This is a genomic window from Candidatus Pacearchaeota archaeon, from assembly GCA_035404185.1.
GTDB lineage: Bacteria > Patescibacteriota > Minisyncoccia > Minisyncoccales > Minisyncoccaceae > UBA2211.
On the sequence record DAONGN010000001.1, the window covers coordinates 507,297 to 531,471 of the forward strand.

The following is a 24,175-nucleotide window of genomic DNA, read 5'->3' on the forward strand; positions in this document are numbered from 1 at the left end:
AATTTTATGGGTGCGTATATCGGAAAATAACAACACCAGAGCCACCAGTTCCTCCAATATATCCAGGACCAGCACCTCCACCACCACCCCCACCAAAACCATCTGTTCCATTTAAACCGTTATTATAAGTTATTGTTCCATTAGCCCCACCACCATTTCCACCCACTGCAATATGGATAGCATTGAAACCAACCATTCCGCCACCGCCGCCAGCATAATAAATTGAGGATCCAGTTATATCAGATTGTAGTCCTATTCCACCATCACCTCCACTTTCATAATCTCCAGCAGATCCTACTCCACCAGCACCACCACCTCCTCCTCCAGCTTGTTCACTACCACCCCAAGTTACTTCTCCGTCTCCTCCTGCATATCCTTGTCCAGAGATAGCATCACCAGCATACCTTTGAGTGTCTCCATCAGAACCTCCGCCACCACCAGAACCACCAATACTTCCATCATCAGAATTAGCTCCACCAGCACCACCACCACTTGCCGTAATACTTGAAAATGTGGAACTTTCTCCGTTATTATCAGAGGTACCACCGGCTCCAACAATTATAGAAGCTGAACCAGAGACTGAAATATTGCCTGTGAGAAAACCGCCGCCACCACCACCTCCGCCAAGGTAGTAACCGCCTCCTCCTCCACCACCAACTACAAGATATCTAACTGAAGTAACTCCGCTAGGAACAGTCCAAGAAGTTGTTCCCGTTGTTGTTCCAGTCAAAACACATTTGCAGTATGCCTCAGTAGAACTGATTATCCCTTCTGTACAAGTTACATCAGCGTTACTAGCTGCCGCACAAGTACTTTCATACGAAGAAGCCTCTATGCTAAATCCAGTTGAAGCAGTATACGAATAAGTTGTTGAATTAGACAAAGTCGAATTAACAGTAAAATCAGTTCCGTCTGAAATATAAGTATAATATCCTCCAGAGACAGTATCGACAGGAAGATTAGGAAGTATCGGAGCAAGAGCTGAGGCGAGAACCGTACATCTATTGGTGGTACCAACTGGACCAATATTGCATTCATCTTCTTGAATAGGATACTCCCCAGTAGAGTTTTGAGTTTTGTAATAAACGATAGCCTTTCTTACCGTATCAATGTCTACTTTTCTTTTAGTGTCATTGGCTGAATCAATAGCCCAATTCAAGTTAACGATAACAATACTGGAAAGAATTCCAATAATTGCTATTACGACTAATACTTCGATTAATGTGAAAGCTTTTCTATTCATTATTTTAATTTTTTATTAAATCTATTTTAACAATAAAAAAGAAAAAAGAAAAGATTAAACAATTAAATCTGTTTTATTTAGTCCAAGTATTCCCTCCATCTAAAGATTTAAAATTTACTTTATTAGTATTATTTGTTTCTATTAGTACATTAATAATATTTGAATTATTAGGATCAATTGACAAAGACTTTATTCCAAAAAGAATATCTACTTGATTAATAATTCCTTTTGAAATATCTATCCAATTTTCACCGGCATCCGTTGATTTTAATAAATCAATATCCATATCATCTGCCATCATATTGCCCGAAACATCACCTGCATAGATAATGTTAGAATCTTTAGGGTCAACCGCATAGATAATTTCTCCCTTATATTGTTTTAGTATTTCTTTCCAGGTCTTTCCATTATCTTCAGATTTATATAACCTTCCAGTTAAATCAGAACCATTAAAGTCTTTTTTATAAATAACACTATTAGAGGATGTAGAGATAAATTTAAAAGTAAAAAGTATTTGATTAAAATTTTTAATACAATCTTGTTCTATTGTATTGCCAAGTCCCCTATTGCGACCGATACGAAAACTTTTATCATTAGACTCAAAATATACCGCTTCTGTTAATCCTGCTCCTGATGGATTCCTAGTTAATCTAACACTATCCACACCATCTATTTCTATGTGAGTTTTTACATATCCTCTTTTTAATAAATCTGCTATTTCAGATTCATTAGATCCTGATTGGCTAATTATACTTACTGCACAGTAATTATTACTATCTACTGATTTTCCAGCTCCAAAATCTACACTATCCCATCCTTTAAATGGAGATTCCCAGTCAGAAGGATATTTTATCTCAAAACCGTATTCGTTTTTTGTGTATGTTTTCCAATTTATCATTTCATCTGCTTTTGCTTCTGGACAATTTGCGAATTCACAATTAGGACCGGATCGCTCAACTAATGATCCATCGGAACAAATTTTTGTTTCTTCGGTGCAAGCTGTTTGTTTTGTTAATTGTTTATTTATTAAATAATAACCAGTTCCTCCGATTCCAACTAAAATTAAAATTATTAAAGCAATTATAATAGGAGCAAATCCTTTTTGATTTATATTCATGTTTATTGATTTATTAATCTTAAAAATATCATATCATATAAAGAAAAAACCGACAAAAGAGTCGGTTTAATTTTGCAGGGGCTCGTGGAGGACGTTAGAACCATTGTAATGTTAAATTATATATAAAAAAAGACGGGGCGATAAGCTATCCTTAGGATAAAATATCAACCCCTTTGTTCATGTCTATTTATTTTTTTCTAAATAGACAACTAGTTTTTGGGAGGACTAAATGTACCCTGTTTGGTTTGGGTATTGTAGTTCCCAGTAGCTCCCCTTTTTGTTACGAAGTTGAAAGAGTTTCCGCTTCCATCTTCGTATTCCAACCGATTAATGATTAATGGTTGGTTTTTTCCTTCCAGCATTACGATAATTCGCTGGCGTTCCCCGAAAGCCTTTAAAAGGCTTTCTTTGTTTGGCCCATCAGTGATTTCCATTTTGACCTTTTTAATTATGTAAAATATTAAATATTCTGTCAAATACAGGGGCGCTGGGACGAACTTGGAATCTTTTTAAGGTTGAATTATATATAAAAATCCGCATAAGTAAAAATGTAATTAAGCGGATTGGGCTAATGATTTTCTATGTCGGTATCTGTTCTTGGCATCGCAGTTTTTACAAATTGGCCTATTGTCGCTAGTTCGAGCGTGTACGCTTTTTAATTTTCCGCAATTAGAACAAACTTCGTATTTAGAAGAGTCATTTTCGCGGTTTTTCGAATAGCAACAATCACAGATCGGTTCGCCAAGATTATTATAGGCAACTACCAATCTTGTTCTTCCACATTCAGAACAGATTTTATGTTTGGAAGTGTCGTGTCGGTGTTTTTTTCCGTAACAAATACTGCAAAGAATTAAACCAGATTTGTCGCGATAGGCTACCGGCCTTTTTCTCCCGCACTCAGAGCAGATTTCACGATTAGAGTGATTTTTGTGGAAGCAATTTCCACAAATCGGCTTGCTATCATTATCACGAGCAGCTACCGGCCTTTTTCTCCCGCACTCAGAGCAAACTTCATGTAGAGAGAGGTCGTGATAACGATGTTTACTGTGGCAAGAGGTACAAATTGATTTACCGTCCTTACGATTTACTATTCTGCCTATTTTCCCGCACTCGGAGCAATAGTCAAGATAGGTTTTTTCTAAATCCATACAACAATTAAGACAAACTGGCTTGTTGTCTTCTGTGCGAAGAGCAACTAGTTTTATTTTTCCACATTCAGAGCAAGCCTCCTTTCGATTTTTTCGGTAACAAGTTTTGCAAATTGGTTTTCCAGATTCTATACTGAAAATCAATCTGTTTTTTCCACATTCGGTACAAACAGCGAAGATTACAGGTACTTTTTTCATAGAGAATCCTCCATTGTCAATGATCAATAAGAATAAAATTTCTTTTGAGATGTTTATATAATACAATAATAATTGTATTTAGTCAATGGCATGTGGTAATGTGCACACACATACGACGGTTTTTTAAAAACCATAGAAATATATAAAAAGTTCCTGTGTCCTGTCGCGGTCACAATAAAAAGCCTTACAGAATAAGGCTTCCTAATTTGTAGGGGCAAAAGGATTCGAACTAATCATCTAATTTCTTTTTTAATATGTCCCCTACCGTCTGCGGATTTGCCTTTCCTTTTGACATAGCCATAATCTGACCAATTAAAAATGTAAAACTATTTTGTTTTCCTTTTTTATAATCTTCAACCGCTTTAGTATTTTTAGATAAAACATTAGAAATAATAGTATCTATTTCTCCAAAATCATTTATTTGTTTTAATCCTTTCTTTTCTAGTATATCAGATGGATCTCCTTGAGTATTATACATCTCTAATAGCAATATTTTGGCGATACTACTTGAAATATCACCTTCTGTAATCATGCAAATTAATTCAGCAAAGTTTTCTGCAGTAATCTTTTTCTCTAATTTAACGGAATCGTATTCCTTCATCATTAAATCATTCTTAATAATGGCTTGGAAATCAGTTGAAATATAGTTAGAACAAATTTTAACTGAATTGATAAAATCACTTTTACATTTTCTGTCTTCTCTCCAGGTTTTTAATTCAGAAACAACTTTTTCAAAATAATGAGAAATTGATTCATCTCTAATATAAAACTCAATTGATTTATCATCCAAACAGTATTCTTCTCTAAATCTAATTCTTTTTCCCTCTGGTAACTCTGGCAATCTTCCCTCTATCCTATCAATCATTTCAGAAGAAATATTCAAAGGTGGCAAATCTGGTTCTGGAAAATACCTATACTCAAAAGCATCTTCTTTACCTCTTTGCTCCATAGTAATTTGTTTAGTATCGTGCCATCCTCTTGTTTCTTGAACAACCTTCTTTCCCTCATTCAGTAATTCAGCTTGTCTTTTAATTTCAAATTCAATTGATTTTTCAACTACTTTAAAAGAATTAAGATTTTTAATTTCTACTTTAGTTCCTAATTGTTCAGTTTTACTAATAGAAATATTTACTTCGCATCTCATCTGTCCTTTCTCCATATCAGCATCAGAAACATTAATATATCTTAGAATCAATTGTAGTTCTTGAGCAAATTTCTTGGCTTCTTCAGCGGAATTAATATCAGGCTCAGTTACTAATTCCATCAAAGGAACCCCAGCACGATTAAAATCAACCAAGCTTGAACCATCTGCTGCATGGTTGAGCCTTCCTGTATCTTCTTCCATGTGAACCCTATTAATTCTAATTCTTTTAGTGCTTCCGTTATCTAAATAAATATCTAAGTATCCATTTTTACATATTGGTAAATCAAATTGAGATATTTGATAACCTTTTGGTAAATCAGGATAGAAATAGCTCTTTCTATCAAACTTGGAATGATTTTGTATTTCACAATGCAAAGCTAAACCAGTTAAAATAATATTATTAATTGCTTCTTCATTAATTACCGGCAATGTTCCTGGATGGCCCATACAAATAGGACAAATATTCTTATTAGGAATTTTTTCATCAGGATTATTAGCACAAGAACAAAACATTTTTGATTTTGTCTTTGATTCAAAATGTATTTCTAATCCAATCGTTGTTTTGTACATATTACTTTTTTAATTCTTTCATTATTGAAACTCCACTAGAAGAACCGATAATATCAGCTCCTGCTTTTATCATCTCCTTAACGTCCTTTAATGTTTTAATGTTACCCGAGGCCTTAATTAATAATCCTGGAGCATTCTCTCTCATTATCTTTAAGTGTCTAGCCTTCTCAGATATTTCCCTGTTTTCTAGTGGATCTTTGTCAGTGGCTGTTTTAACGCAGATCGCTCCTGCTTTTTTAACAATTGAAGAAACTTTAGCAATTTCTTTATCAGTTAACATGCCTGAAGCAATAATTACCTTAGTGTCGTGTAATTTACAAATAACTTTCAAATCTTTTTCAATCTTTCCCCATTTCTCATGTTTTACATCAACAACGTTAATTACAATATCTAAATCATCAACTCCATCTAAAACAGCCTTTTTAGCAATCTTCAATCTTTCTTCATGAGTGCTGTCTCCAATTGGATCATCAATCAAGACTACTGTTTTAATTCCTGTTCCACTTAATTCATTAGCTACCAATTTAACAAAATTAGGCCTAATACAAACTCCACGAAATTGATATTCTTTCGCTTCATTACAAGTTTTAATAATATCTTCTTTTTTAGATTCTTTTCTGATATTAGTATGATCAATATATTGATTTATTTTCATATTCCCAACTTTTTATTTATTACCTCTAGTATATTTTTAAAAACTTCTTCAGGTTTTTTCTCTCCATCAATTACTGTCCACTCGCAAAAAACATTATTCTTACTGAATTGTTCGTATTTTTGATAAAGAGAATTCAAAAATTCTTTATCTTTTTCATGCCTGTCCAAATTATCTATTCCTTTCTGCTTTATCTTTCTCTTAAATGATTCTTCTGGTGATATTTTAATATAAATAACTAAATCTGGCTTTTTAAGATCAAAAAATTTAAATAATTCTAAGGTTTTTTTACAATTAAAACCATTAATGTGCTGATAAATAAGAGTTCCAGCAAAATATCTATCAGCAATTACTATCTTACCACTTTTTAAACTATTTTCCAAAAGCTGTTTATCTTTCATAAAGTCAGCGATAAAAAGAAGAACCTGACTTTCAACATTCAATTCAAATTTCTTGTGGAGCCACTGATCAAGCAAATCACCAATTGGAAAACCGTATTCAGGATATTTCTTGTATATTATATCGTATCCTTTTTGCGATAAAAAATCAGACAAAAATTTTGTCTGAGTTCCTTTTCCGCAGCCCTCAATTCCTTCTATTACGATAAATTTTCCTTTTGTTTCCATTTAATTTATTTAAGTTGTTTCTAGTTTACTTTCTTGAGGATGCTGGGCATTAACATATTTAGCATTCTTTTTTAAGTGATATGGATTAGTGGTTGGAGAAGATAATGGTTCAAATACTAATTGACAAATTCTTGTTCCAGGATATAGTAATACGGGAATCATACCAATGTTTTCCATTTCCAGAACAATCTTTCCTTTAAATCCCGGATCAATGTGTCCAGCAGTTGAGTGAATGACAATACCTAATCTTCCTAAAGATGATCGGCCATCAATTCTAGCTGCTACCTCATCAGGTAAAAATACTTCTTCCATGGTTACTCCTAAAACAAATTCGCCTGGATGAAAAACAAAGGCTTCCCCTTCTGGAATCTTAACTGGTCGAGTCATCCCTTTAAAACTTTCTGGATCTTTAGTATCAATGAAGGCTTTTTTGGTGTGTTCAAAAACAGCAAATTCATCACCAAGGCGCAAATCCAAAGAAGCCGAACCTAATTGCTCTTCAAGGTTTGGCTTCGGGGTAATCTGAATCTTATTTTCTTCTATCAGTTTTTTAATGTCTCTATCTGATAAAATCATTTATTGTTTAATCAATAACTTCTATTCCTAATGATTTAGCTGTACCAGTTAGTGTCTTTACAGCTTGATCAATATCATTAGTATTCATGTCTTGCATTTTCTGTTGAGCAACCTCTACCAATTGAGCTCTGGTAATCTTACCAACTTTTTTCTTATTAGCTTCGCCAGATCCTTTCTCCAATCCAATCTTAGCTTTAATTAGCTGTGGAGCTGGAGGCTGTTTCATGATCATGGAATAAGTTCTGTCTTCATAAACAGTAATGTCTACTGGAATCTTGAAGTTTCCTTTATCTCTGGTTGCCTCATTAAATTTAGAACAAAATTCACCGATGTTTACGCCTTGAGATGCCAAAGCTGGACCTACTGGAGGCGCAGGAGTGGCTTTTCCAGCCTGAATATGTAATTTTACGATAGCTTTAACTTTCTTTGCCATATACTTAAATCTTTTTAATTTGTAATGATTCTAGTTCTAGCGGAGTATCTCTGCCGAACATATTAATTAACACTTTAACCTTTCCCTTTTCTTTATCTATCCCTGAAACCTTTCCGTCAGAATCTTTGAATGGTCCGTCAATAATTTTGACTGCATCACCTTTCTTGAAATCAATCTTGTATTTAGGTTCTTCAACTTCAACTCTTTTTTTCAAAGATAACATCTCATCTAACGATACTGGCAATGGAACAGTTCCTGAGCCAACGAAACCAGTTACATTAGGTGTATTTCTGACTACGTACCATGAATCATCCGTAACGATCATTTCAACTAGTACATATCCAGGATAAATTTTTTCTTCTACGGTTTTCTTTTTTCCATTCCTAATCTTAATTTTCTTTTCTTTAGGAACCATGACATTAAAAATCTTTTCTTCCATTCCTAAAGATTCTATTCTCTGGGTCAAGCTTTTTGCCACTGCATCTTCATATCCAGAATATGTATGCAAGACATACCATCTTCTTTCATTTGTAATTTGTTGTTTTGACATAATATATTAAAATATGAAATGCTCCATTAAATAGATGTATAATAAATCGCACAAACCCAAAAATCCAGCTACGATTATACAAATACCGATAACTGTTATTGTGTATTTAATAGTTTCTTGTCTGGTTGGCCAAGTAATTTTTTTCGTTTCAGACCAAGTACTACCAAAGAAATTTGATACTTTATTTTCAGATTTCATATATGGTTAGATTACCAAAAAGAGACATAATTGTCAATTAGAGTATAAAAAACGACCGCTTGGTGGGTCGTTCAGGATCAATGAACAAGAATGGCAAGAACTCCAATTAAGGTAATAGCAAGTCCGAAGACAAATACTATGGCTCTTGTCACAATTTCTCCAATGGATTTTACAGGATGGTCAGTAATTAAACTTAATGCCATCACGGCTGATCCAATGAATGCAAGCACAATTCCAATTGTTAACGAAATAAGCAAACCAACTATCGATGACATTTTTACTCCAATAATGAATATAATACAAAATAATAGAATGTCAATATAACCAAAAACAGGGACAATGCCCTGCTTTTAATTATACATCTAAGTTTTTCACACTCCTAGCTGAAGTTTGGATGAATCTCTTTCTTGGAGCAACTTCTTTACCCATTAACATATCAAAGGTTCTATCTGCCTCAACAGCATCTTCTATAGTTATCCTTAATAATATTCTCTTTTCTGGATCCATAGTTGTTTCCCATAACTGTTCTGGATTCATTTCTCCCAAACCTTTATATCTTTGAATACTATATTTTGTATCTGGTTTTAACTTCTTCAATGCATCCTCTTTGTCTTCATCGGTATAATAATATTTAGACTCCTTTCCTATTTGTATTTTAAATAAAGGAGGTTGAGCTAAATACAAAAATCCTCGATCAATAATTGGTCTGAAGTGTCTGAAAAACAAAGTCATCAAAAGAGTATTGATGTGATTTCCATCAGAATCAGCATCACACATAAGAATAATACGGTGATATCTTAATTTTTCAATATCAAAATCATCAGCAATAGCAGTTCCTAGAGCAATAATCAAATTTTTAACTTCTTCTGAAGCTAACATTTTATCTAATCTTACTCTCTCAATATTCAAAATCTTTCCTCTCAATGGAAGAATGGCTTGATTCTTTCTGTTTCTAGCTTGTCGGGATGAACCTCCAGCAGATTCTCCCTCGACAATATATATTTCTGATTCTTCAGGATTCCTAGAAGTACAATCAGATAATTTTCCTGGCAATGACATTCCATCTAAAACACCTTTTCTTAAAATAGTCTCTTTAGCTGCTTTGGCTGCTTTTCTAGCCTTAAACGACAAAACAGCTTTTTCAATAATAATTTTTGCATCTTGAGGATATCTCTCTAAATAATCTTGTAAAGCTTCAGCCACAACTGCTTCGGTAGCAGTTCTTCCTTCAGGATTGCCTAATTTAGTCTTGGTTTGTCCTTCAAATTGAGTCTCACGAATTTTAACAGAAACAACGGCTGTTAATCCTTCTCTAATATCATCTCCACTTAAATTAGGTTCAGACTCTTTTAAAAAACCTCCTTTTCTAGCATAATCATTTATTAATCTTGTTAGAGCTGCCCTAAAACCAGTTAAATGAGTTCCTCCTTCTGTCGTAAATATATTATTAGCAAAACTCTCTTCTTTGATTTCGTAATCATCAGAATATTGAAAAGATGCTTCCACTGCGACTCCTTCTTTTTCTCCTGAGCCATAAAAGGGATTTGCATGAACAGCTTTTGTTCCCTTATTCATGTATTTCAAATAAGAAACAATTCCTCCCTCAAAAAAGAAGTGGTATTCAAAAGGATTATCCTTTTCCCTTTCATCATAAAAATCAATTCTAATTCCTTTAGTCAAATATGCTTGCTGTCTAAAGTGAGCTAATAGTTTTTTCCTATCAAAAACAATTTCTTTGAATATTTCTGGATCTGGTTCAAAGATAATTGTTGTTCCATTCTTTCTGCAGTCACCAATTTTCTTGACTGCAACAACTGGTTTTCCTTGTTTGTAATCTTGAGCATATTTTTTTCCTTCACGACAAACTTCAGCACGCATCTTAATTGATAAAGCACAAACCACAGAAACACCTACTCCGTGCAAACCTCCAGAAATCTTGTAAGCGTCTCCTCCAAACTTACCTCCGGCATGCAAAGTAGTCATAATGGTTTCTAGAGCTGATTTCTTAGTCTTTTCATGAATATCAACCGGAATACCTCTTCCATTATCAATAACCTTAACTTGGTTATTCGGTAAAAGATAGACTTCGATTTTATTACAATATCCTCCCATTGCTTCATCCAAAGAATTATCTACAACTTCGTAGATTAAATGATGAAGACCCTGCGGACCAGTTGACCCGATATACATTCCTGGTCTTTTTCTTACTGGATCAAGTCCCTCTAAAACGTAAATATCTTTAGCGCTATATGAGCTTTCTTTTTCTTTTGCCATGTTTTTTGTATAGAAAAACCTATCTTTTATATGTCTTATTTTACCTTAAAATAGAAGAAAAAGCAACAACATTTGATTACTAATTTAGTGGGTGACTAACGGGATTTGCACCCGTGCAAACATCTCCACAGGATGTTGTGCTACTATTACACCATAGCCACCATGAAATATTACGGAATCTTAACTTTATGATGATGAACCAAATGATGACAATTGTGGCATAGAAATACCAGATTATCAAAATTATTATTTTTATGATTTTTATCTAAATGATGAACTGCGAGTATTCTCACATCTTCACATTTACATATTTCACAAATAGGTTTTACTCCATTTTTTATTAATAACGATTTGTATTTTATGTTTTCTCCATTTTTCCAATTCCAATGCTTTTCTCCTGAAAATAACTGATTTCTCCAAAGAGTTTGATGCGCCTTACAACAAAAATATTTTCCGCTCTTAGAATGTTTAATTTTTTGTGGCTTTCTCCAAACCTCTTTTCCACAAATTTCACAATGAACAAATTCTCCTTTTCGTTGTGCTTCGTGTTGACACTCAGGAGAGCAAAATTTACCCCATCCGCGTTTTAACCAGTTTGGTTTTGAGTAAAAATCTTTTTTACAAATTTTACATTGGACAATTGGCATTAATTTATTTTAAATCGGAATATTGATAATGTCAATGTGCGGGCCCATATGGAGTCCATTGCTACCCATACCACTGAAAATGTGTGTCCTCGGTGCGAATCGAACGCACAACCTACAGATTAGAAGTCTGTCGCTCTGTCCTATTGAGCTACGAGGACGTGATATATATTTAATACCAAAAATATTAACAAAAGGCAAGGAATTTTTTGTTTTTTAAAACTTCGTTAGTGCCTATTTTATAAGATTGGTTATGGTATCAAATATAGGACGAATCGTATCATCATCTCTGATTAATCCCCACCCAGAACCATCGCCCAGCTGAGCTCCTTTAAATAGTAGAGCATCCGAATAATAAAGCCAGACAAGAGGAATTTTATCTTTGGAACATTCTTCAAAAACAATTTTAGCAAGTCTCGACTGCTCTTCTTCGCTAACCTGACTAGCTGGCTGACCAATTTCCGAAATCATTAATGGCCAACGATTATTATATCTACCCACTAATTCTTTTTGTTTTTGAATTCTATTATAAAAAAGATCTTCTTTTATATAAGGATTACCATTATATGGATAAAAACTCATAATATCAAAATAATCACCTCCTCCCAAAGCTAATAATTTTTCTGTAAAATCACCAACACTTTGGTCAAGACCGACAGCATCTAGAGTGGCTATAATCTTAGCTTGAGGATTTTCTTTTTTAATAATAGTATATGTTGTTTTGAGAAGATTCAGGTATTCTTCTGGTGTGCCATAACGGAACATATCAATATCAGGTTCATTCCAAACTTCCCAATAATAAACCCTATCTTTATTATTTCTCACTGTTTCTTGAACAAATGTTTCCCATTCTTCCATTTCTTCATAAGTAAAGGCTCTATCGGTTGGTTTAGTGTTATGGCCCATTAGAATACCGATTGGCTGAAGTCCTTGTTCAGTAATCTTTAAAACAATTCTATCGGAAATATAGTTATTTTCTTTAAAATGATAGGAAATTTTTACTCCGTCAAACCCCATTTCTTTAATTTTTTTCATGTCTTTGACAATTTCAGGGCCAAGACTTGATGCTCCTAATTCTTTTGTCCCCCACAAAACACTAACTGGCGACTTAGAATTAATTGAATAAACATAATAAATATTATAAAAAGGTATCTCGGTAGGAACCGCTGATTTTATCGTTTTTGGTAAAAAATAAAATTGATAAAAAAAATAACAGACTATAACGACTAGAACGAATAAAATACTTATCAAAATTTTTTTACTTTTCATAAAAATATTTTAAAATAAATTAATCAACAGTTGCATATTGTTCATACTCCCACTTAGGCGTATTAGATATAACTACAAAAAGATTTGTTCCTTGAATCCAGTATTTTTCTCCTTTATCAAAATAATATAAATCTCCTGGATTAATATTAAAATCTCCTCCCTCCGAGTGAATTGTTCCGTTGCCAGAGATAACATAATAAACTTGATCGCATTTCAAGTTAACTGATCTTTTTTCTTCAGGATAGCGTCCATTTATTAATGCTGTAGCAAAACTAGAGTTTTTATCAGGATATTCATACTCCCAAACAGTGCAAAGATTAGAGTTTTTTTTCTTATTTGCTTCTTCTTTTTTTATTAACATCATACTTGTATATATTAAAATATAATTATTCGAATTTTAGACTTTTTATCATTTCTTGACCATAGTCATCTAAACCTCCAGGAGAATCATTGTATATGAAAAAATCATAATCGATAGGAAGTTTTACTGATATTAGTTTTTTCTTTTCAGGAGAATATAATATTTTATAATGCATTTCATAGGGACAGGTTGAATTGACTATTTCACCGTTCGCCCAATCATTTCCAATAATACTAATATCGTAAGTACCGTTATCGTTTATTTTTTGATCTCCGAAAATACAATTTTCTGGATAATAATCTTTAATGAATTTTTTAATATCCTCAAGATTATCCACTTTTATTACATCGATTTTCCAAGCAAGGAAAGGTTTAACGGTTTTGCCTTGAGCTTGCAACGAGGCAAGAGATGCTTCTATTTTTTCACATTTTTCTTTTCTGTAATCATAATAATATTCGGGTGTAATATATACCGCGTTGTTATTATTGTCTTGAAAAACTTTAACAGGAACAAGTGGATCTTTACTACCTCCGCATCTATCAATGCATTGAGTTTCGGGAGGAATTTTTATTGAAAATCCCAACTGAGCATTAATGTATTCTCCCCAATTAGAAGTATCAATGGTTCTTTTTATTTTGGCAACTAGACCATTATTAACAGACACAACTTTTGGTTCTTCTTCAATCAACAAAGAAAATAGAAATGGTCCAGTAATAAGACAGACCATAATGATTAATATTTTTATCCATTCTTTCATGTTTTTATTATACTTCTAAAAACAAAAAGTGCCAATAATTTAACAGAAACTACGGAACAAACAAGAAAATATTATTATTTCTTAAATATAAACATAAATAAAAAAAGGATATATCCTTTTTTAATTATACCGGAGACTTGATGCGATTCGCATTCGGTAATCTTTTTTCTTCATAAAGTACTGTTGTATTTCTTTGTTTAAGTAGGAAGGCCGATAAGCTTTCGGGAGAAATAAAATCATCTCTTTCTATGTGTACACATTTTAATCCAGTATTCTTAGTGTCTGTAATCCATTTCCTTACGGTAATCGGACTTACCTTCAGAGCTTCTGCTACATCGCCAATAAGGCATCCCTCGCGTTTCTTTTTTATCGTTACGGTTTCACGACTTATCGAGGGATTAGGTTCTTCAAGAGAAGTTCTGATTTCGGTTTCGGCCTGTTGCGCAGGTTTTTCGAATACTTCTACTGGTAGATTGTTAGATGTTTCAATGGGATTTTCATCATTAATCAAATTGTTCTTAACTTCATCATTTTTGACAATTAGATGTGTTTTTTTAGCTTCATCGTTTCCACCTTTGTTTTGAAAAGCAATGACGGGCGGAGAAATCGACACACCAATATCGGGTATTGTTTCTGTCGATTTTTTGGTTAAAAATTCTCCGATACTTTTGGGATCGACGTAACAACCCCTTCCAGATAATATTCCGTTGATTTTCTTTTTCTTAACCAAATCAACGACAGCTCTCCAATCGTCGCAATTCAATAATTTTGCAGCCTCTTTTGCGTTAAACCAACCATCATAACGTGTACCTTTAGGTTTATCCCTTGGAGGAGAAAATCCTAAAAGATTATCTGCAATTCTTTTGATATTAAGTAGATAATTTTTAAGCTCGCACAGTTGAACTACTACGACATCTCCTTTTGGGTTTTTGTATAATGATTCAGGCATACCATTAGTAATTGCTGTGATATCGTAACCAGTCAGATCTCTTATCTGGTCAATGGTCATAAATCTTTCCATGTCCTCTTCAAATAAATCTGTCTTTTTCATTAAACTCTCCTCACATATTTAAAATTAAAGGTTCTTTCTCGCCAGATATGGCGATTTCTTAAAAGATATATCTAGTATTGAAAATTGTCAAATTTAAAATTTTAACCAAAAAATCTAATTAAAATATAAAAAATTTGCTCGGTAAGTGGGACGAACTTGAAACCTTTTTAAGTCTAGAATTTATTTGACATAATCCTTATGTTATTATACGTTATTCTTAATCCCAGGAGGGATACTCTTTGAAAATTAATGCCAGAGCTATATTAATTTGCATGCTTGTAATTATTTCAATTACAGTCTGTGTACAGGCGGCTGAAAGTTCTAACGGAGAGGTGGTTGAGGTTGGAAATGGAGTTTTTGTAATCCATTCTTATGTATCTTTCGGGTCTTCTTTTGATGATGAGTTGTATGTAGCGCAAAGCATCTCTACGATTATCACAGAGCACCCAGACATGGAATACGTGTCTCTGGTGCCACATACAGCTGGTTATGGACAAACCTTTGGATATATTGCAATCTTCCGACCAAAGCATTCAGGTAATTGTACTGCTCGTTTTGAAGGCCTAAAAGGCTGATGATGTTATATTAAATTAACATCTTTTTTTATTCAAATATTTGACTCTAGATAGAATTGGAACCAAAACCTTGAATTAGAATATATCTTTTTTCTATTTTTAGCCATTTCATCGGTAAGTGGAACGAACTTGGAACCTTTTTAAACATAACTACCATTAATTATCCTTGTCTATTTTTATGAATCTTTTTTAGTTTTGAATGACCAATAGTGCGTGAATAAACTTCTGTATTCCAAAATGTTGTAGGAACATTACCAATATAGTGATAATTAGCCCGTTCCTTTTTGGTCAAATTTTCTAACATTTTATTTATAGCTTTGGCTGCATCTATTCTGGTTTTGTTGCTTGAAGTTGGACTCTCATCGTATGGTAATTTATGACTTGGAAGTTTTAACCTATAATTATCAGAAGTATATTTATTGACCGTGTCTGCTAAATCGCCGCTAAAAAATACTATTTTGGGAGGAAGATTTTCTTTTTCATAATTATCTATTAACAATTCTCCATTATTTTCCTTAATAATTCCTCCTTTTTTTGAAATAAGATTAATTATAAAATCTCTAGAAGTTTGATATCCGTTATCTTTTCCTTTTTTTTCATATTCCTCCCAATCATTCTGTCGATCTATAAAATCATACAAACCGCTTCGTCCAGAATAAAAAAATCTTCCTTTAATAGTTTCGAAATCTAAAGGATTTATTGCATCAGAGCCCTTAAGATTTAAACGTTTATTAATATCTTCCACTAGCGCGTTAACTTTTTCTTTATTTTGCTCATAATATCTTTTACTTCTATCTTGGTCCTCTTTACAAAAACCAACCAATAGAGAAGGAAGGTTTTCAATTAAAGTTACAGCAAAATCTTTTGCGACAATTTTTCGATTTTGTAACTTTGCATATTTTTGCATATCCTCTAATAATATAATCCAGTTACCAAGATTGGCATTAATTCCATCGGATGATAATCTATGTTGATCGTGTCTATTAATTGCTTGGATAGAGCTACTATCTAAAGATAAAAGTCCAGAAAATCCTCCCCATTCTATCTGATTTTTATAACGTTCTAGAGACTTAACATCTTGTGATGTCGAAGTACTAGAATCGTTATATTTTAATAATTCCTCATCTAAAGTATGATGAGCATTTTTTAAAGCAGTAAGATAAATATTTTTTATTTCATCTTCGACGTCTTTTTTAAATCCTAAATCTTTAATTTTTTTAACAAGATCTTGATATTTTTCCACATCTTTTTCAATTCTTTTAAAATTATTATTAAAATTTTCTGCAAAAGATATGTGCGAAAATCTTTCCGAAGGCGGTTTAATTATTTTTCCTTCATTATTAAAATAAACATCTTCAGGAAGAAACACGGCTGACAGATGCGACAAATTAATTTTTGTGGGTCGTTCCGGATTTTTGTTGCTAATAATAGCATCGCCAGCTCCCTCATGGGTTGTCCCGAAAGCATAATGCTTTAGACCTTTACGATCAAGAAGAAAGCTAACAGGACAAGCGTCCGAATAATAAAGACCTGATCCTTCTTCGGGTATTCCTCCCACGGCAAAAAAAATCCCATTATAAGAAATCTCTTTATCATCTTTTTTTAATTTCTCTAATGCGCCAGACATTCCACCTGTTTTTGCTTCAAAATCACTTCCAGGCTTTAATCCCTCCTTTATTAAACTATAGCCAGAAGAAATGGCACCTTTATCTAAAATTTTTAAAAAATTAGGAAAATGTGTAGAGTGGAAGAAAGACAAATCAAGTGCCCGTTTTTCATAAGCACGTCCTTCCTGTAGGTTTTCTCTCTTTTCTAAATAATCACTATTTTCTTTTTTCGTATCTGTTTTTTCTTCCGACGCCCTCTCAATCGTTTCTTTTTTATCTTCAATATTTTCCTTTAAAGGATTACCATTTGAGTCTAAGTTTTCAAAGTCGGGTATTGTCTCAAAATTATTCATATTTTGTTATTTATCTATCTTAAAAAGATTATACCACAAAACAAAAAACCGACAAAAGTCGGTTTCATAACAGCTCGGGAGGTGGAACGAACTTGGAACCTTTTTATTTTTAGACTCTAGCGAAAAAAAGTTTCTATAATATGCATAACAAAAGCACCGGTTGCAAAAGATACTAATCCTAATATTAAAAATCTTGGCTCTTTTATTTTCATATTTTAAAATATTATTTTATTAAATTTATTATATCATGCAAACGAAAAACCGACAAAAGTCGGTCTTGAATTTGCTCGGGTGATAGGATTCGAACCTTAAAAATAAAGTTAAATTTGCGGGCTCGACCGGACTCGAACCGGCAGTCTCCTCCGTGACAGGGAGGCGCGATAACCAATTTCGCTACGGGCCCATATATTTATTTTTGTGCCAGGGATGGGGATCGAACCCATGACAACTCGCTTATGAAACGAGTGCTCTACCACTGAGCTACTCTGGCCTGGCTCCATGCGTTTCAAACAAAAATGTTGCGGTTCCTAGAATTGCACTAGGGTCTCCAGCTTATGAGACTGGCGAGGTACTACTCCTCTAAACCGCTATATAAAGTATACTACCAAAAAGTAGGATAAAATCAAGAGGAAGCAAAATAAAAAAACCTATTCAGTAAAATACTTTTCGGTTTAAAAAATTTTAGACTGGTTCAAGTCCAATAATATTTCCTTGATATCCCCCCTTTCTAACGAATGGAGACATTAGACTGTCGTCAATATCGATTATTGACCCGAGAGCTAAAATTGATGATCGGTTTTCGATATAACGAAACGCAGTAAGAAGTTCCTGTAAATTAACAGCTTCGTATCCGTTTTCGTAAATAACAGCCATTTCCTTTTCAAATTCTGAATAGCCAATTTCTGGCCTCCGGTTTAATTTGATAATTTTAACAATGATTTCTTTTTTCCCTCCCTTTAGAGTAGGAAAATTCTCCTCGTTAATTTCTGGATGAACTTGAGTGTAGTTTCCTTTTTTCAAAAGAGCTTTAATCGAAACATTATAATCAACGACGATGACATGACCAACGTCGGAAAAAGATAAATGGCTTGGAATCCTTTTTACCATTACCGTATTCACAATTCACCTCCCACATAATAGTGGTGGTTGAATATTAGCAAAAAATAAATATTAGTCAATTAATCCTCAACCTCTTCGGTTATAACACCTAATTTAATTAAAGAATCTTCAAAGGTTGAATATAGTCTATCCAATTCATCAATATCAGGCACATATCTAGTTTTTTTTCTTACCTCTTCGGCTATTTCTGCTAATCTTTTTAGACTTTCTCTATTGGGAGTATCCTCGTCTTCAACCATTTCCAAAAGATTTTTTCCTTTATATCCAAATCTTTTTAATAACTCGTAGAATAAAACTTCCGTTTGTAAAATAGCTCTCTTGTAATTTTTATTATCCAAAAGAGCAGATATTTCTTTTGCTCTATTTGAAAATGATTTTGGCGGAGCAAATTTCTGAAAACTTAAAAAATCCATCATCCTTCTTTTCGTATCATTAATAAGTGTTCCATCTTTAATATTATAATATGCAATAAAATATATAAAAATAGCAGAAAGAGTTAAGGCAACTATCTTAAAAGGAAGTAAGAATTGTGACAAATCTGTTGACTCAAAAAATAAAGTAATATCATTTATTGTCATATTTTTTCTCAAATAACGAAGCAATGCTTAATAATTTTTCTTCTTGAAATGGAACTCCAATTAAATGCATCCCTATTGGTAATCCTGACTGAGATTTTCCGCAAGGAATAGATATTGCTGGAAGTCCAGCTAAATTAACAGAAACAGTATAAATGTCTGCTAAATACATCGACATTGGATCATCTGATTTTTCCCCTATTTTAAAGGGCAAACAAGGAGATGTTGGTCCGATAATTGCATCAACTTTTTCAAAAGCTTTTTCAAAATCTTGTCTGATTAATGTTCTAACCTTTAAAGCTCTTTTGTAATAGGCGTCATAATATCCAGAAGATAACGTATAGGTTCCAAGCATGATTCTTTTCTTAACTTCCTTTCCAAATCCTTCAGTCCTATTTTTTAAATAAATATCGATTATCTTTTCTGCTTCTTCATCTTTAATTGTCTTTCCGTATCTTAATCCATCAAAACGAGCTAAGTTTGCACTAGCTTCTGCTGGAGCAATAATATAATAACAGGCTAAAGCATATTCACTCATCGGTAAACTAATCTCTATAATTTCCGCTCCCAACTCTTTATAAATATCAATAGCTTCTTTAATTGCTTTCTCTACTTCCCCATCTAATCCTTTAGCAAAATATTCTTTAGGAACTCCAATTTTTAATTTAGCCAAATTATTTTCTTTATCTGAATTAATACTAGTTGAATCCATCGGATCACTTCCTTTTATTGCATCAAAAACAATTTTTGCGTCATCAACGTTCTTGGTTAGCGGTCCGATTTGATCTAAAGAAGAGGCATAGGCAATTAATCCATATCTTGAAACAGTTCCGTAAGTTGGTTTTAACCCAGTAATGCCACAAAAAGAAGCTGGTTGCCTGATTGAACCACCTGTATCCGAGCCCAAAGCATAGACACACAGATCAGCAGCTACTGCCGCCGCCGAACCACCAGAAGAGCCTCCAGGAACTCTTTCTAAGTCACGAGGATTTTTAGTAGGAAAAAACGCTGAATTCTCACAAGAAGAACCCATAGCAAATTCATCAAGATTGGTTTTTCCTAAAAACACTACGCCCATCTTTTCCAATTTTTCAATTACCGTAGCATTATATGTTGCGATATAATCTTCTAAGAATTTAGAACCTGCTGTGCATTTAATATTTTTAATTAAAATATTATCTTTAATAGCGCAAGGAATGCCAGTTAAGGGGTATATTTCCCCAATCTTAATCATTTTATCAGCCTTTTCTGCTTGTTTTAAGGCCATTTCTTCGGTAATAGTGATAAAAGCCTTAACCTCCTCATTTTTCTCCTTAATTTTATTCAAAAAAGCCTTCGTTAATTCAACTGAAGTAAAATCTCCATTCTTTAGTCCCTTACTCGCTTCTATTATTGTTAGTTTTGTTAAATCAATCTTCATTATAAAGAATCTTCTTAACTTGCATATAATTATCTTTCTTTCTTGATAAAGCTTTTAATAAGTCTTCAACATCTTTTTCTTTTGCAATGTCTCCTCTAAATACATTTTCATTTTTAGAAAGATTAGCGGTTTCAGTAATGTCTGAAACATCAAGCTCTTGAAGCTTTTTTACGTATTCTAAAATAGAAGAAAATTTTTCTCTGATTTCATCTATTTCTTCATCTTTTATTTCTAAGTATGAAAGTTTGGCAATTTTTCTTATTTCTTCTTCTGATATCATATGTTTAAATATATACCACTCTTTGCTTTTGAGCAAATAATCAAAACAGCTCTTTTGCTTTATTCCAAATAGCATTAATAGTAGCAGGAACCTCTTTTATTGCTTCGCTAAATTCTTTTTTAAATTCTTCTTTTGTTTTTACTCCAATATTTTTTTCTACCCACGGTTCCATATCATTATTAATCCAATTTAAAGTTATGCCCCAATATTCAGATATTTTAGGAACACAATCATTCCAAATATTCTTTACTGAATCTTTATCAAAAGCAAAACAAAATCCTATTGAAAAAAAAGATATTATTAAAACAAGAGAAAAAATTCTTTTAAACATATTATTTTAATTTTTTAATTGCTTGTTCTATTCTCATAATTGTCTTCTCTTTTCCCAAAACAAAAGCTATTTCCATCGGTCCAGCTGAATTATTTTTCCCAGATAGAGCCACTCTTAATGGCCACAATAAATTACCCCTATTTGTAAGCTTATTCGCCTCTTCCATTAGTTCTTTTTCTAAATTTTCTTGATTAAACTCAAGCGCAGTAATAATTTCTTTTGACTTATTTAATGAGTCAATGATTTCTTGATTGCTCATTTCTTTCCATTTTAATAATTCAGCGGAATAATCTAATTCTTTTAAAAAACAAAAATCGATTAATTCTACAATTTCTGAAAGTTTTTTAAGTCTCTCATGATATAGAGCAACCATCTTTTCAATTTCTTCAAGGTGTGTCTCTTCATTAGTTTCAACAACTAAATACTTTTCAACAGCAATTTCTTTGATTAAGTTGGCTTTAATTAAATAAGGAATACATTCTCTGGTCAAGTCGTAAAGAGACTTTTTGCGAATATAGAAACCATTAAGCCAATCCAGCTTATCAACATTAAAAATAGCAGCTGACTTTTGTATTTTTTCTATTGAAAAATCAGCAATCAATTCGTTAAGTGAATAAATTTCTTTTTCTGTTCCTGGATTCCATCCTAGAAAAGCAATGAAATTTAATATCGCCTCTGGTAAATAACCATCATCTTTATAATCAATCAATGACGTTTTGCTAGTTCTCTTAGAAAGTTTCTTTTTATCTGTTCCTAATATTAATGATAGGTGGGCATACTTAGGCTCTTCAAATCCTAAAGCACGAATAATTAAAATCTGCTTAGGAGTATTGGGAATATGGTCTTCCCCACGAATAACATGAGTAATTTCCATTTCAACATCATCGACCGCACAGGTAAAATTAAATAAAGCTGTATCTAAATCTTTAGCTAAAACAAAGTCACCCATCGTTTCTGTGCTCACTTCAATTTCTCCTCTAATTAAATCATTAAAAGAAACCTTAGTGTCGACAGGAGTTCTAAAACGAATAACTGATGGTTTCCCTTCTTTTAAATACTTTTCAACTGTTTCTTTAGGTAAATCTCTACAAGCTCCTCTGTAAACTGGAGATTCACCAATAGACATTAAATATTGTTTTTGGGCCTCTACTTCTTCTTTTGAACAAAAACAATAATAAGCGTGACCATCTTTCAACATTTGTTCTAAATACTTTCTATATATCTTTGTCCTTTCGCTCTGTCTATATGGAGAATGCCCTCCAATGTAATCTAAAGAATTAACAACTGGACCCTCATCCCAATTAATTCCCATCCAATTTAGACCCATTAATAATTCATCTTCCCATTCTTTTTTTGACCTCTCTAAATCAGTATCTTCTATTCTCAAAATAAATGTTCCTTTATTTTTTCTTGCAAAAAGAAAAGGAAATAAAGCAGTTCTAATTGTTCCAATGTGAAGATGTCCAGTTGGAGACGGAGCAAATCTTGTTCTTATTCTTTTTTCTTCTTTTTTAGCTATCATACTTATTCTATGAAATCTAATACATATCTAGCTACAATAACCGCCGCATATGGTTTAGAAAATAATTCTGCTGCTTTTGACATTAATTCTTTGTCTTCTTTGAGAACTTCTTTTAATTTTTCAAAAAAGAAATGAGGAGTAAAATTTCCCTCTTCTAAAACCAAGCAAGCTCCGTTTTTAGCGTAAGAATAGGCATTTCTAACTTGATGATTTTGAGCTGAACCAGGAAGAGGTATTAAAATGCTAGGTTTTTTTAATAAAGCTATTTCAAAAATTGTTCCTGCTCCTGATCTTGCTACCACACATTCAGAAACAGCATATGCAAGAGCTAACTCTCTCTCGTCCAGAAAAAAATATGGATGATAATATTTCAATAATTTTTCATCAATCATTGCCATGGCTTCATTTTTTACTCTTTTGTAGCCTGTCATCCCCGTCTGATGAATAATTTCAAAATCCTGAAGTACATCAACTAAAACGCCCAAAATAACTTCATTTATTTTTTCGCTTCCCTGCGATCCCCCCAAAATCAACACTACTGGTTTTTCACCTATCAAATTGAATTTAACTTTAGCCTCTTCTTTATTCCCAAGAACTAAAGTGCTCCTTACGGGATTACCACTTTCAATCATTTTGTCTTTAGGAAAATCTTCAATTTCTGAGGCAGGAAAAGAAACAAATATTTTTTCTGAAAGTTTACCTCCTATTTTATTAGCTAAGCCACCCACAACATCCGATTCGTGCATAAAAATTGGAATTCTTAAAATAAATCCCGCAATAACAACAGGAATAGAACCAAATCCTCCCTTGCTTACAATAACATCGGGAGCTATAAAAAACATTATTATAAAAGCCTGAAAAATTCCAAAAGGAATACCGATAAATAAATCAAACAGATTAGAAAAAAAAGACTTAATAGAAAAATACCTTCTTAGTTTTCCAGAAGAAATATAATGTGCTTCAATCTTTGCTTGGGGTAAAAAGGTCTTAGAAGTAAAATCAGATGGCCCAATATATTCCAATTTAAAATTAGAACCTCTTTTCCTCATTTCTTCAGCAATAGCAATAATGGGAAAAATGTGTCCACCTGTCCCTCCGCCTGTAAATAATATTCTTTTCATACATTAAATATATCATTTTTGGACTTTTTAACAAGTGCCTGTCTATTCTAATTTTAGCTATTTTATTTTTTATTCAATTGTCCTAAAATTTGATTTATAAAATCTAAAACTTCTTTGGGACTACAATCACGTTTAAATATGAAAGCAAACGCTCCCATTTCTTTATATCTTTTACGATCTTGAGGAGTGTCAAGGTTGCTAAAGACTATAACTGGAATATCTTTAGTTTTTGAATTGCTTTTAACTTTCTTCAAATAATCATATCCTTGTTCCGCCACAGCATTTCCTGACTTTGGAATAATTATATCTAATAATATAATATCTGGTTTTTCTAATTCAGTCATCTTTAAAGCTTCCTGTATATCAAAAGTTGTTATAAATTTATATCCATTTTTTTCAAAAATATAATGATACATATCTATTAATGCTTTTTCGTCATCGATAAAAAGTATCTTGTTCAT

26 protein-coding genes and 3 tRNA genes are annotated in these 24,175 nt (G+C 32.7%); 2 read left to right on the plus strand and 27 right to left on the minus strand.

The annotated features are described in order from the left end of the window. Positions 1-4: 4 nt before the first annotated feature. The 9 genes from PLD14_02875 to secE all read right to left on the minus strand — a co-directional run bounded on the left by PLD14_02875 (position 5) and on the right by secE (position 8,455). The gene (locus PLD14_02875) at positions 5-1,243 is read right to left on the minus strand and encodes a prepilin-type N-terminal cleavage/methylation domain-containing protein (GenBank protein HPR80143.1); all 1,239 of its coding nucleotides are present in this window, start codon (positions 1,241-1,243) and stop codon (positions 5-7) included. Positions 1,244-1,316: 73 nt separating this feature from the next. Continuing rightward, complete coding sequence (locus PLD14_02880; protein HPR80144.1) at positions 1,317-2,360, minus strand: hypothetical protein; 1,044 nt, start codon at positions 2,358-2,360, stop codon at positions 1,317-1,319. A gap of 1,575 nt (positions 2,361-3,935) precedes the next feature. Continuing rightward, on the minus strand, positions 3,936-5,420 hold the full coding sequence (gene gatB, locus PLD14_02885; GenBank protein ID HPR80145.1) for an Asp-tRNA(Asn)/Glu-tRNA(Gln) amidotransferase subunit GatB: 1,485 nt from the start codon (positions 5,418-5,420) through the stop codon (positions 3,936-3,938). 1 nt (position 5,421) lies between these two features. Further along, entirely contained in the window at positions 5,422-6,075 is a 654-nt protein-coding gene (gene deoC / locus PLD14_02890; GenBank protein ID HPR80146.1) for a deoxyribose-phosphate aldolase, read from the minus strand. Then, positions 6,072-6,698, minus strand: a complete 627-nt coding sequence (gene tmk, locus PLD14_02895) for a dTMP kinase (protein HPR80147.1) — start codon at positions 6,696-6,698, stop codon at positions 6,072-6,074. Before tmk ends, deoC begins: the two co-directional genes overlap by 4 nt. 9 nt (positions 6,699-6,707) lie before the next feature. Continuing rightward, the gene (gene dcd / locus PLD14_02900; GenBank protein HPR80148.1) at positions 6,708-7,274 is read right to left on the minus strand and encodes a dCTP deaminase; all 567 of its coding nucleotides are present in this window, start codon (positions 7,272-7,274) and stop codon (positions 6,708-6,710) included. 7 nt (positions 7,275-7,281) lie between these two features. Next, positions 7,282-7,707 (minus strand): 50S ribosomal protein L11, encoded by a 426-nt coding sequence (rplK, locus tag PLD14_02905; protein ID HPR80149.1) that lies wholly within the window; start codon positions 7,705-7,707, stop codon positions 7,282-7,284. 4 nt (positions 7,708-7,711) lie between these two features. Next, positions 7,712-8,257: a transcription termination/antitermination protein NusG gene (nusG, locus tag PLD14_02910; protein ID HPR80150.1), complete on the minus strand. Its 546-nt coding sequence runs from the start codon at positions 8,255-8,257 to the stop codon at positions 7,712-7,714. A 6-nt stretch (positions 8,258-8,263) separates the two neighbouring features. Further along, entirely contained in the window at positions 8,264-8,455 is a 192-nt protein-coding gene (secE, locus tag PLD14_02915; protein HPR80151.1) for a preprotein translocase subunit SecE, read from the minus strand. Positions 8,456-8,545: 90 nt separating this feature from the next. Between secE and PLD14_02920 the strand changes: the two genes are divergently transcribed. Further along, the gene (locus tag PLD14_02920) at positions 8,546-8,779 is read left to right on the plus strand and encodes a hypothetical protein (GenBank protein ID HPR80152.1); all 234 of its coding nucleotides are present in this window, start codon (positions 8,546-8,548) and stop codon (positions 8,777-8,779) included. Positions 8,780-8,809: 30 nt separating this feature from the next. On the opposite strand, the gene gyrB is transcribed toward PLD14_02920, so the two are convergent. The 7 genes from gyrB to PLD14_02955 all read right to left on the minus strand — a co-directional run bounded on the left by gyrB (position 8,810) and on the right by PLD14_02955 (position 14,811). Next, positions 8,810-10,729 (minus strand): DNA topoisomerase (ATP-hydrolyzing) subunit B, encoded by a 1,920-nt coding sequence (gene gyrB / locus PLD14_02925; protein ID HPR80153.1) that lies wholly within the window; start codon positions 10,727-10,729, stop codon positions 8,810-8,812. A 170-nt stretch (positions 10,730-10,899) separates the two neighbouring features. Continuing rightward, a complete protein-coding gene (locus PLD14_02930) occupies positions 10,900-11,376 on the minus strand; it encodes a hypothetical protein (GenBank protein HPR80154.1) in 477 nt (158 codons plus the stop codon). Between the two features lie 84 nt (positions 11,377-11,460). Then, positions 11,461-11,534: transfer RNA gene (locus PLD14_02935), tRNA-Arg, on the minus strand. A gap of 73 nt (positions 11,535-11,607) precedes the next feature. Beyond that, the gene (locus tag PLD14_02940; GenBank protein HPR80155.1) at positions 11,608-12,642 is read right to left on the minus strand and encodes a hypothetical protein; all 1,035 of its coding nucleotides are present in this window, start codon (positions 12,640-12,642) and stop codon (positions 11,608-11,610) included. 19 nt (positions 12,643-12,661) lie between these two features. Next, positions 12,662-13,006 carry a hypothetical protein gene (locus PLD14_02945; GenBank protein ID HPR80156.1) on the minus strand — a complete coding sequence of 115 codons (345 nt, stop codon included), beginning with the start codon at positions 13,004-13,006 and terminating at the stop codon, positions 12,662-12,664. Between the two features lie 22 nt (positions 13,007-13,028). Continuing rightward, positions 13,029-13,760, minus strand: a complete 732-nt coding sequence (locus PLD14_02950) for a hypothetical protein (protein HPR80157.1) — start codon at positions 13,758-13,760, stop codon at positions 13,029-13,031. Positions 13,761-13,884: 124 nt separating this feature from the next. Next, on the minus strand, positions 13,885-14,811 hold the full coding sequence (locus PLD14_02955) for a hypothetical protein (GenBank protein ID HPR80158.1): 927 nt from the start codon (positions 14,809-14,811) through the stop codon (positions 13,885-13,887). Between the two features lie 272 nt (positions 14,812-15,083). Between PLD14_02955 and PLD14_02960 the strand changes: the two genes are divergently transcribed. Further along, a complete protein-coding gene (locus PLD14_02960) occupies positions 15,084-15,386 on the plus strand; it encodes a hypothetical protein (protein ID HPR80159.1) in 303 nt (100 codons plus the stop codon). 160 nt (positions 15,387-15,546) lie between these two features. Here the strand turns inward: PLD14_02960 and PLD14_02965 are convergent, their stop codons facing one another. The 11 genes from PLD14_02965 to PLD14_03015 form a co-directional block, all read right to left on the minus strand. Beyond that, positions 15,547-17,346: a hypothetical protein gene (locus tag PLD14_02965; GenBank protein ID HPR80160.1), complete on the minus strand. Its 1,800-nt coding sequence runs from the start codon at positions 17,344-17,346 to the stop codon at positions 15,547-15,549. 329 nt (positions 17,347-17,675) lie between these two features. Continuing rightward, positions 17,676-17,749: transfer RNA gene (locus PLD14_02970), tRNA-Asp, on the minus strand. A 15-nt stretch (positions 17,750-17,764) separates the two neighbouring features. Beyond that, positions 17,765-17,836, minus strand: a tRNA-Met gene (locus tag PLD14_02975). Positions 17,837-18,027: 191 nt separating this feature from the next. Next, complete coding sequence (locus tag PLD14_02980) at positions 18,028-18,453, minus strand: hypothetical protein (GenBank protein ID HPR80161.1); 426 nt, start codon at positions 18,451-18,453, stop codon at positions 18,028-18,030. 71 nt (positions 18,454-18,524) lie between these two features. Further along, entirely contained in the window at positions 18,525-19,043 is a 519-nt protein-coding gene (locus PLD14_02985) for a hypothetical protein (GenBank protein HPR80162.1), read from the minus strand. Then, positions 19,030-20,454 (minus strand): Asp-tRNA(Asn)/Glu-tRNA(Gln) amidotransferase subunit GatA, encoded by a 1,425-nt coding sequence (gatA, locus tag PLD14_02990; protein ID HPR80163.1) that lies wholly within the window; start codon positions 20,452-20,454, stop codon positions 19,030-19,032. The genes PLD14_02985 and gatA overlap by 14 nt, the downstream gene beginning before the upstream one ends. Further along, positions 20,450-20,740 (minus strand): Asp-tRNA(Asn)/Glu-tRNA(Gln) amidotransferase subunit GatC, encoded by a 291-nt coding sequence (gene gatC / locus PLD14_02995; protein HPR80164.1) that lies wholly within the window; start codon positions 20,738-20,740, stop codon positions 20,450-20,452. Before gatC ends, gatA begins: the two co-directional genes overlap by 5 nt. Before the next feature lie 40 nt (positions 20,741-20,780). Next, complete coding sequence (locus PLD14_03000) at positions 20,781-21,071, minus strand: hypothetical protein (GenBank protein HPR80165.1); 291 nt, start codon at positions 21,069-21,071, stop codon at positions 20,781-20,783. Between the two features lies 1 nt (position 21,072). After that, positions 21,073-22,593, minus strand: a complete 1,521-nt coding sequence (gene gltX, locus PLD14_03005) for a glutamate--tRNA ligase (protein ID HPR80166.1) — start codon at positions 22,591-22,593, stop codon at positions 21,073-21,075. A gap of 2 nt (positions 22,594-22,595) precedes the next feature. Further along, positions 22,596-23,714 carry a UDP-N-acetylglucosamine--N-acetylmuramyl-(pentapeptide) pyrophosphoryl-undecaprenol N-acetylglucosamine transferase gene (locus PLD14_03010; protein HPR80167.1) on the minus strand — a complete coding sequence of 373 codons (1,119 nt, stop codon included), beginning with the start codon at positions 23,712-23,714 and terminating at the stop codon, positions 22,596-22,598. A 62-nt stretch (positions 23,715-23,776) separates the two neighbouring features. Next, positions 23,777-24,175, minus strand: a complete 399-nt coding sequence (locus tag PLD14_03015) for a response regulator (protein HPR80168.1) — start codon at positions 24,173-24,175, stop codon at positions 23,777-23,779.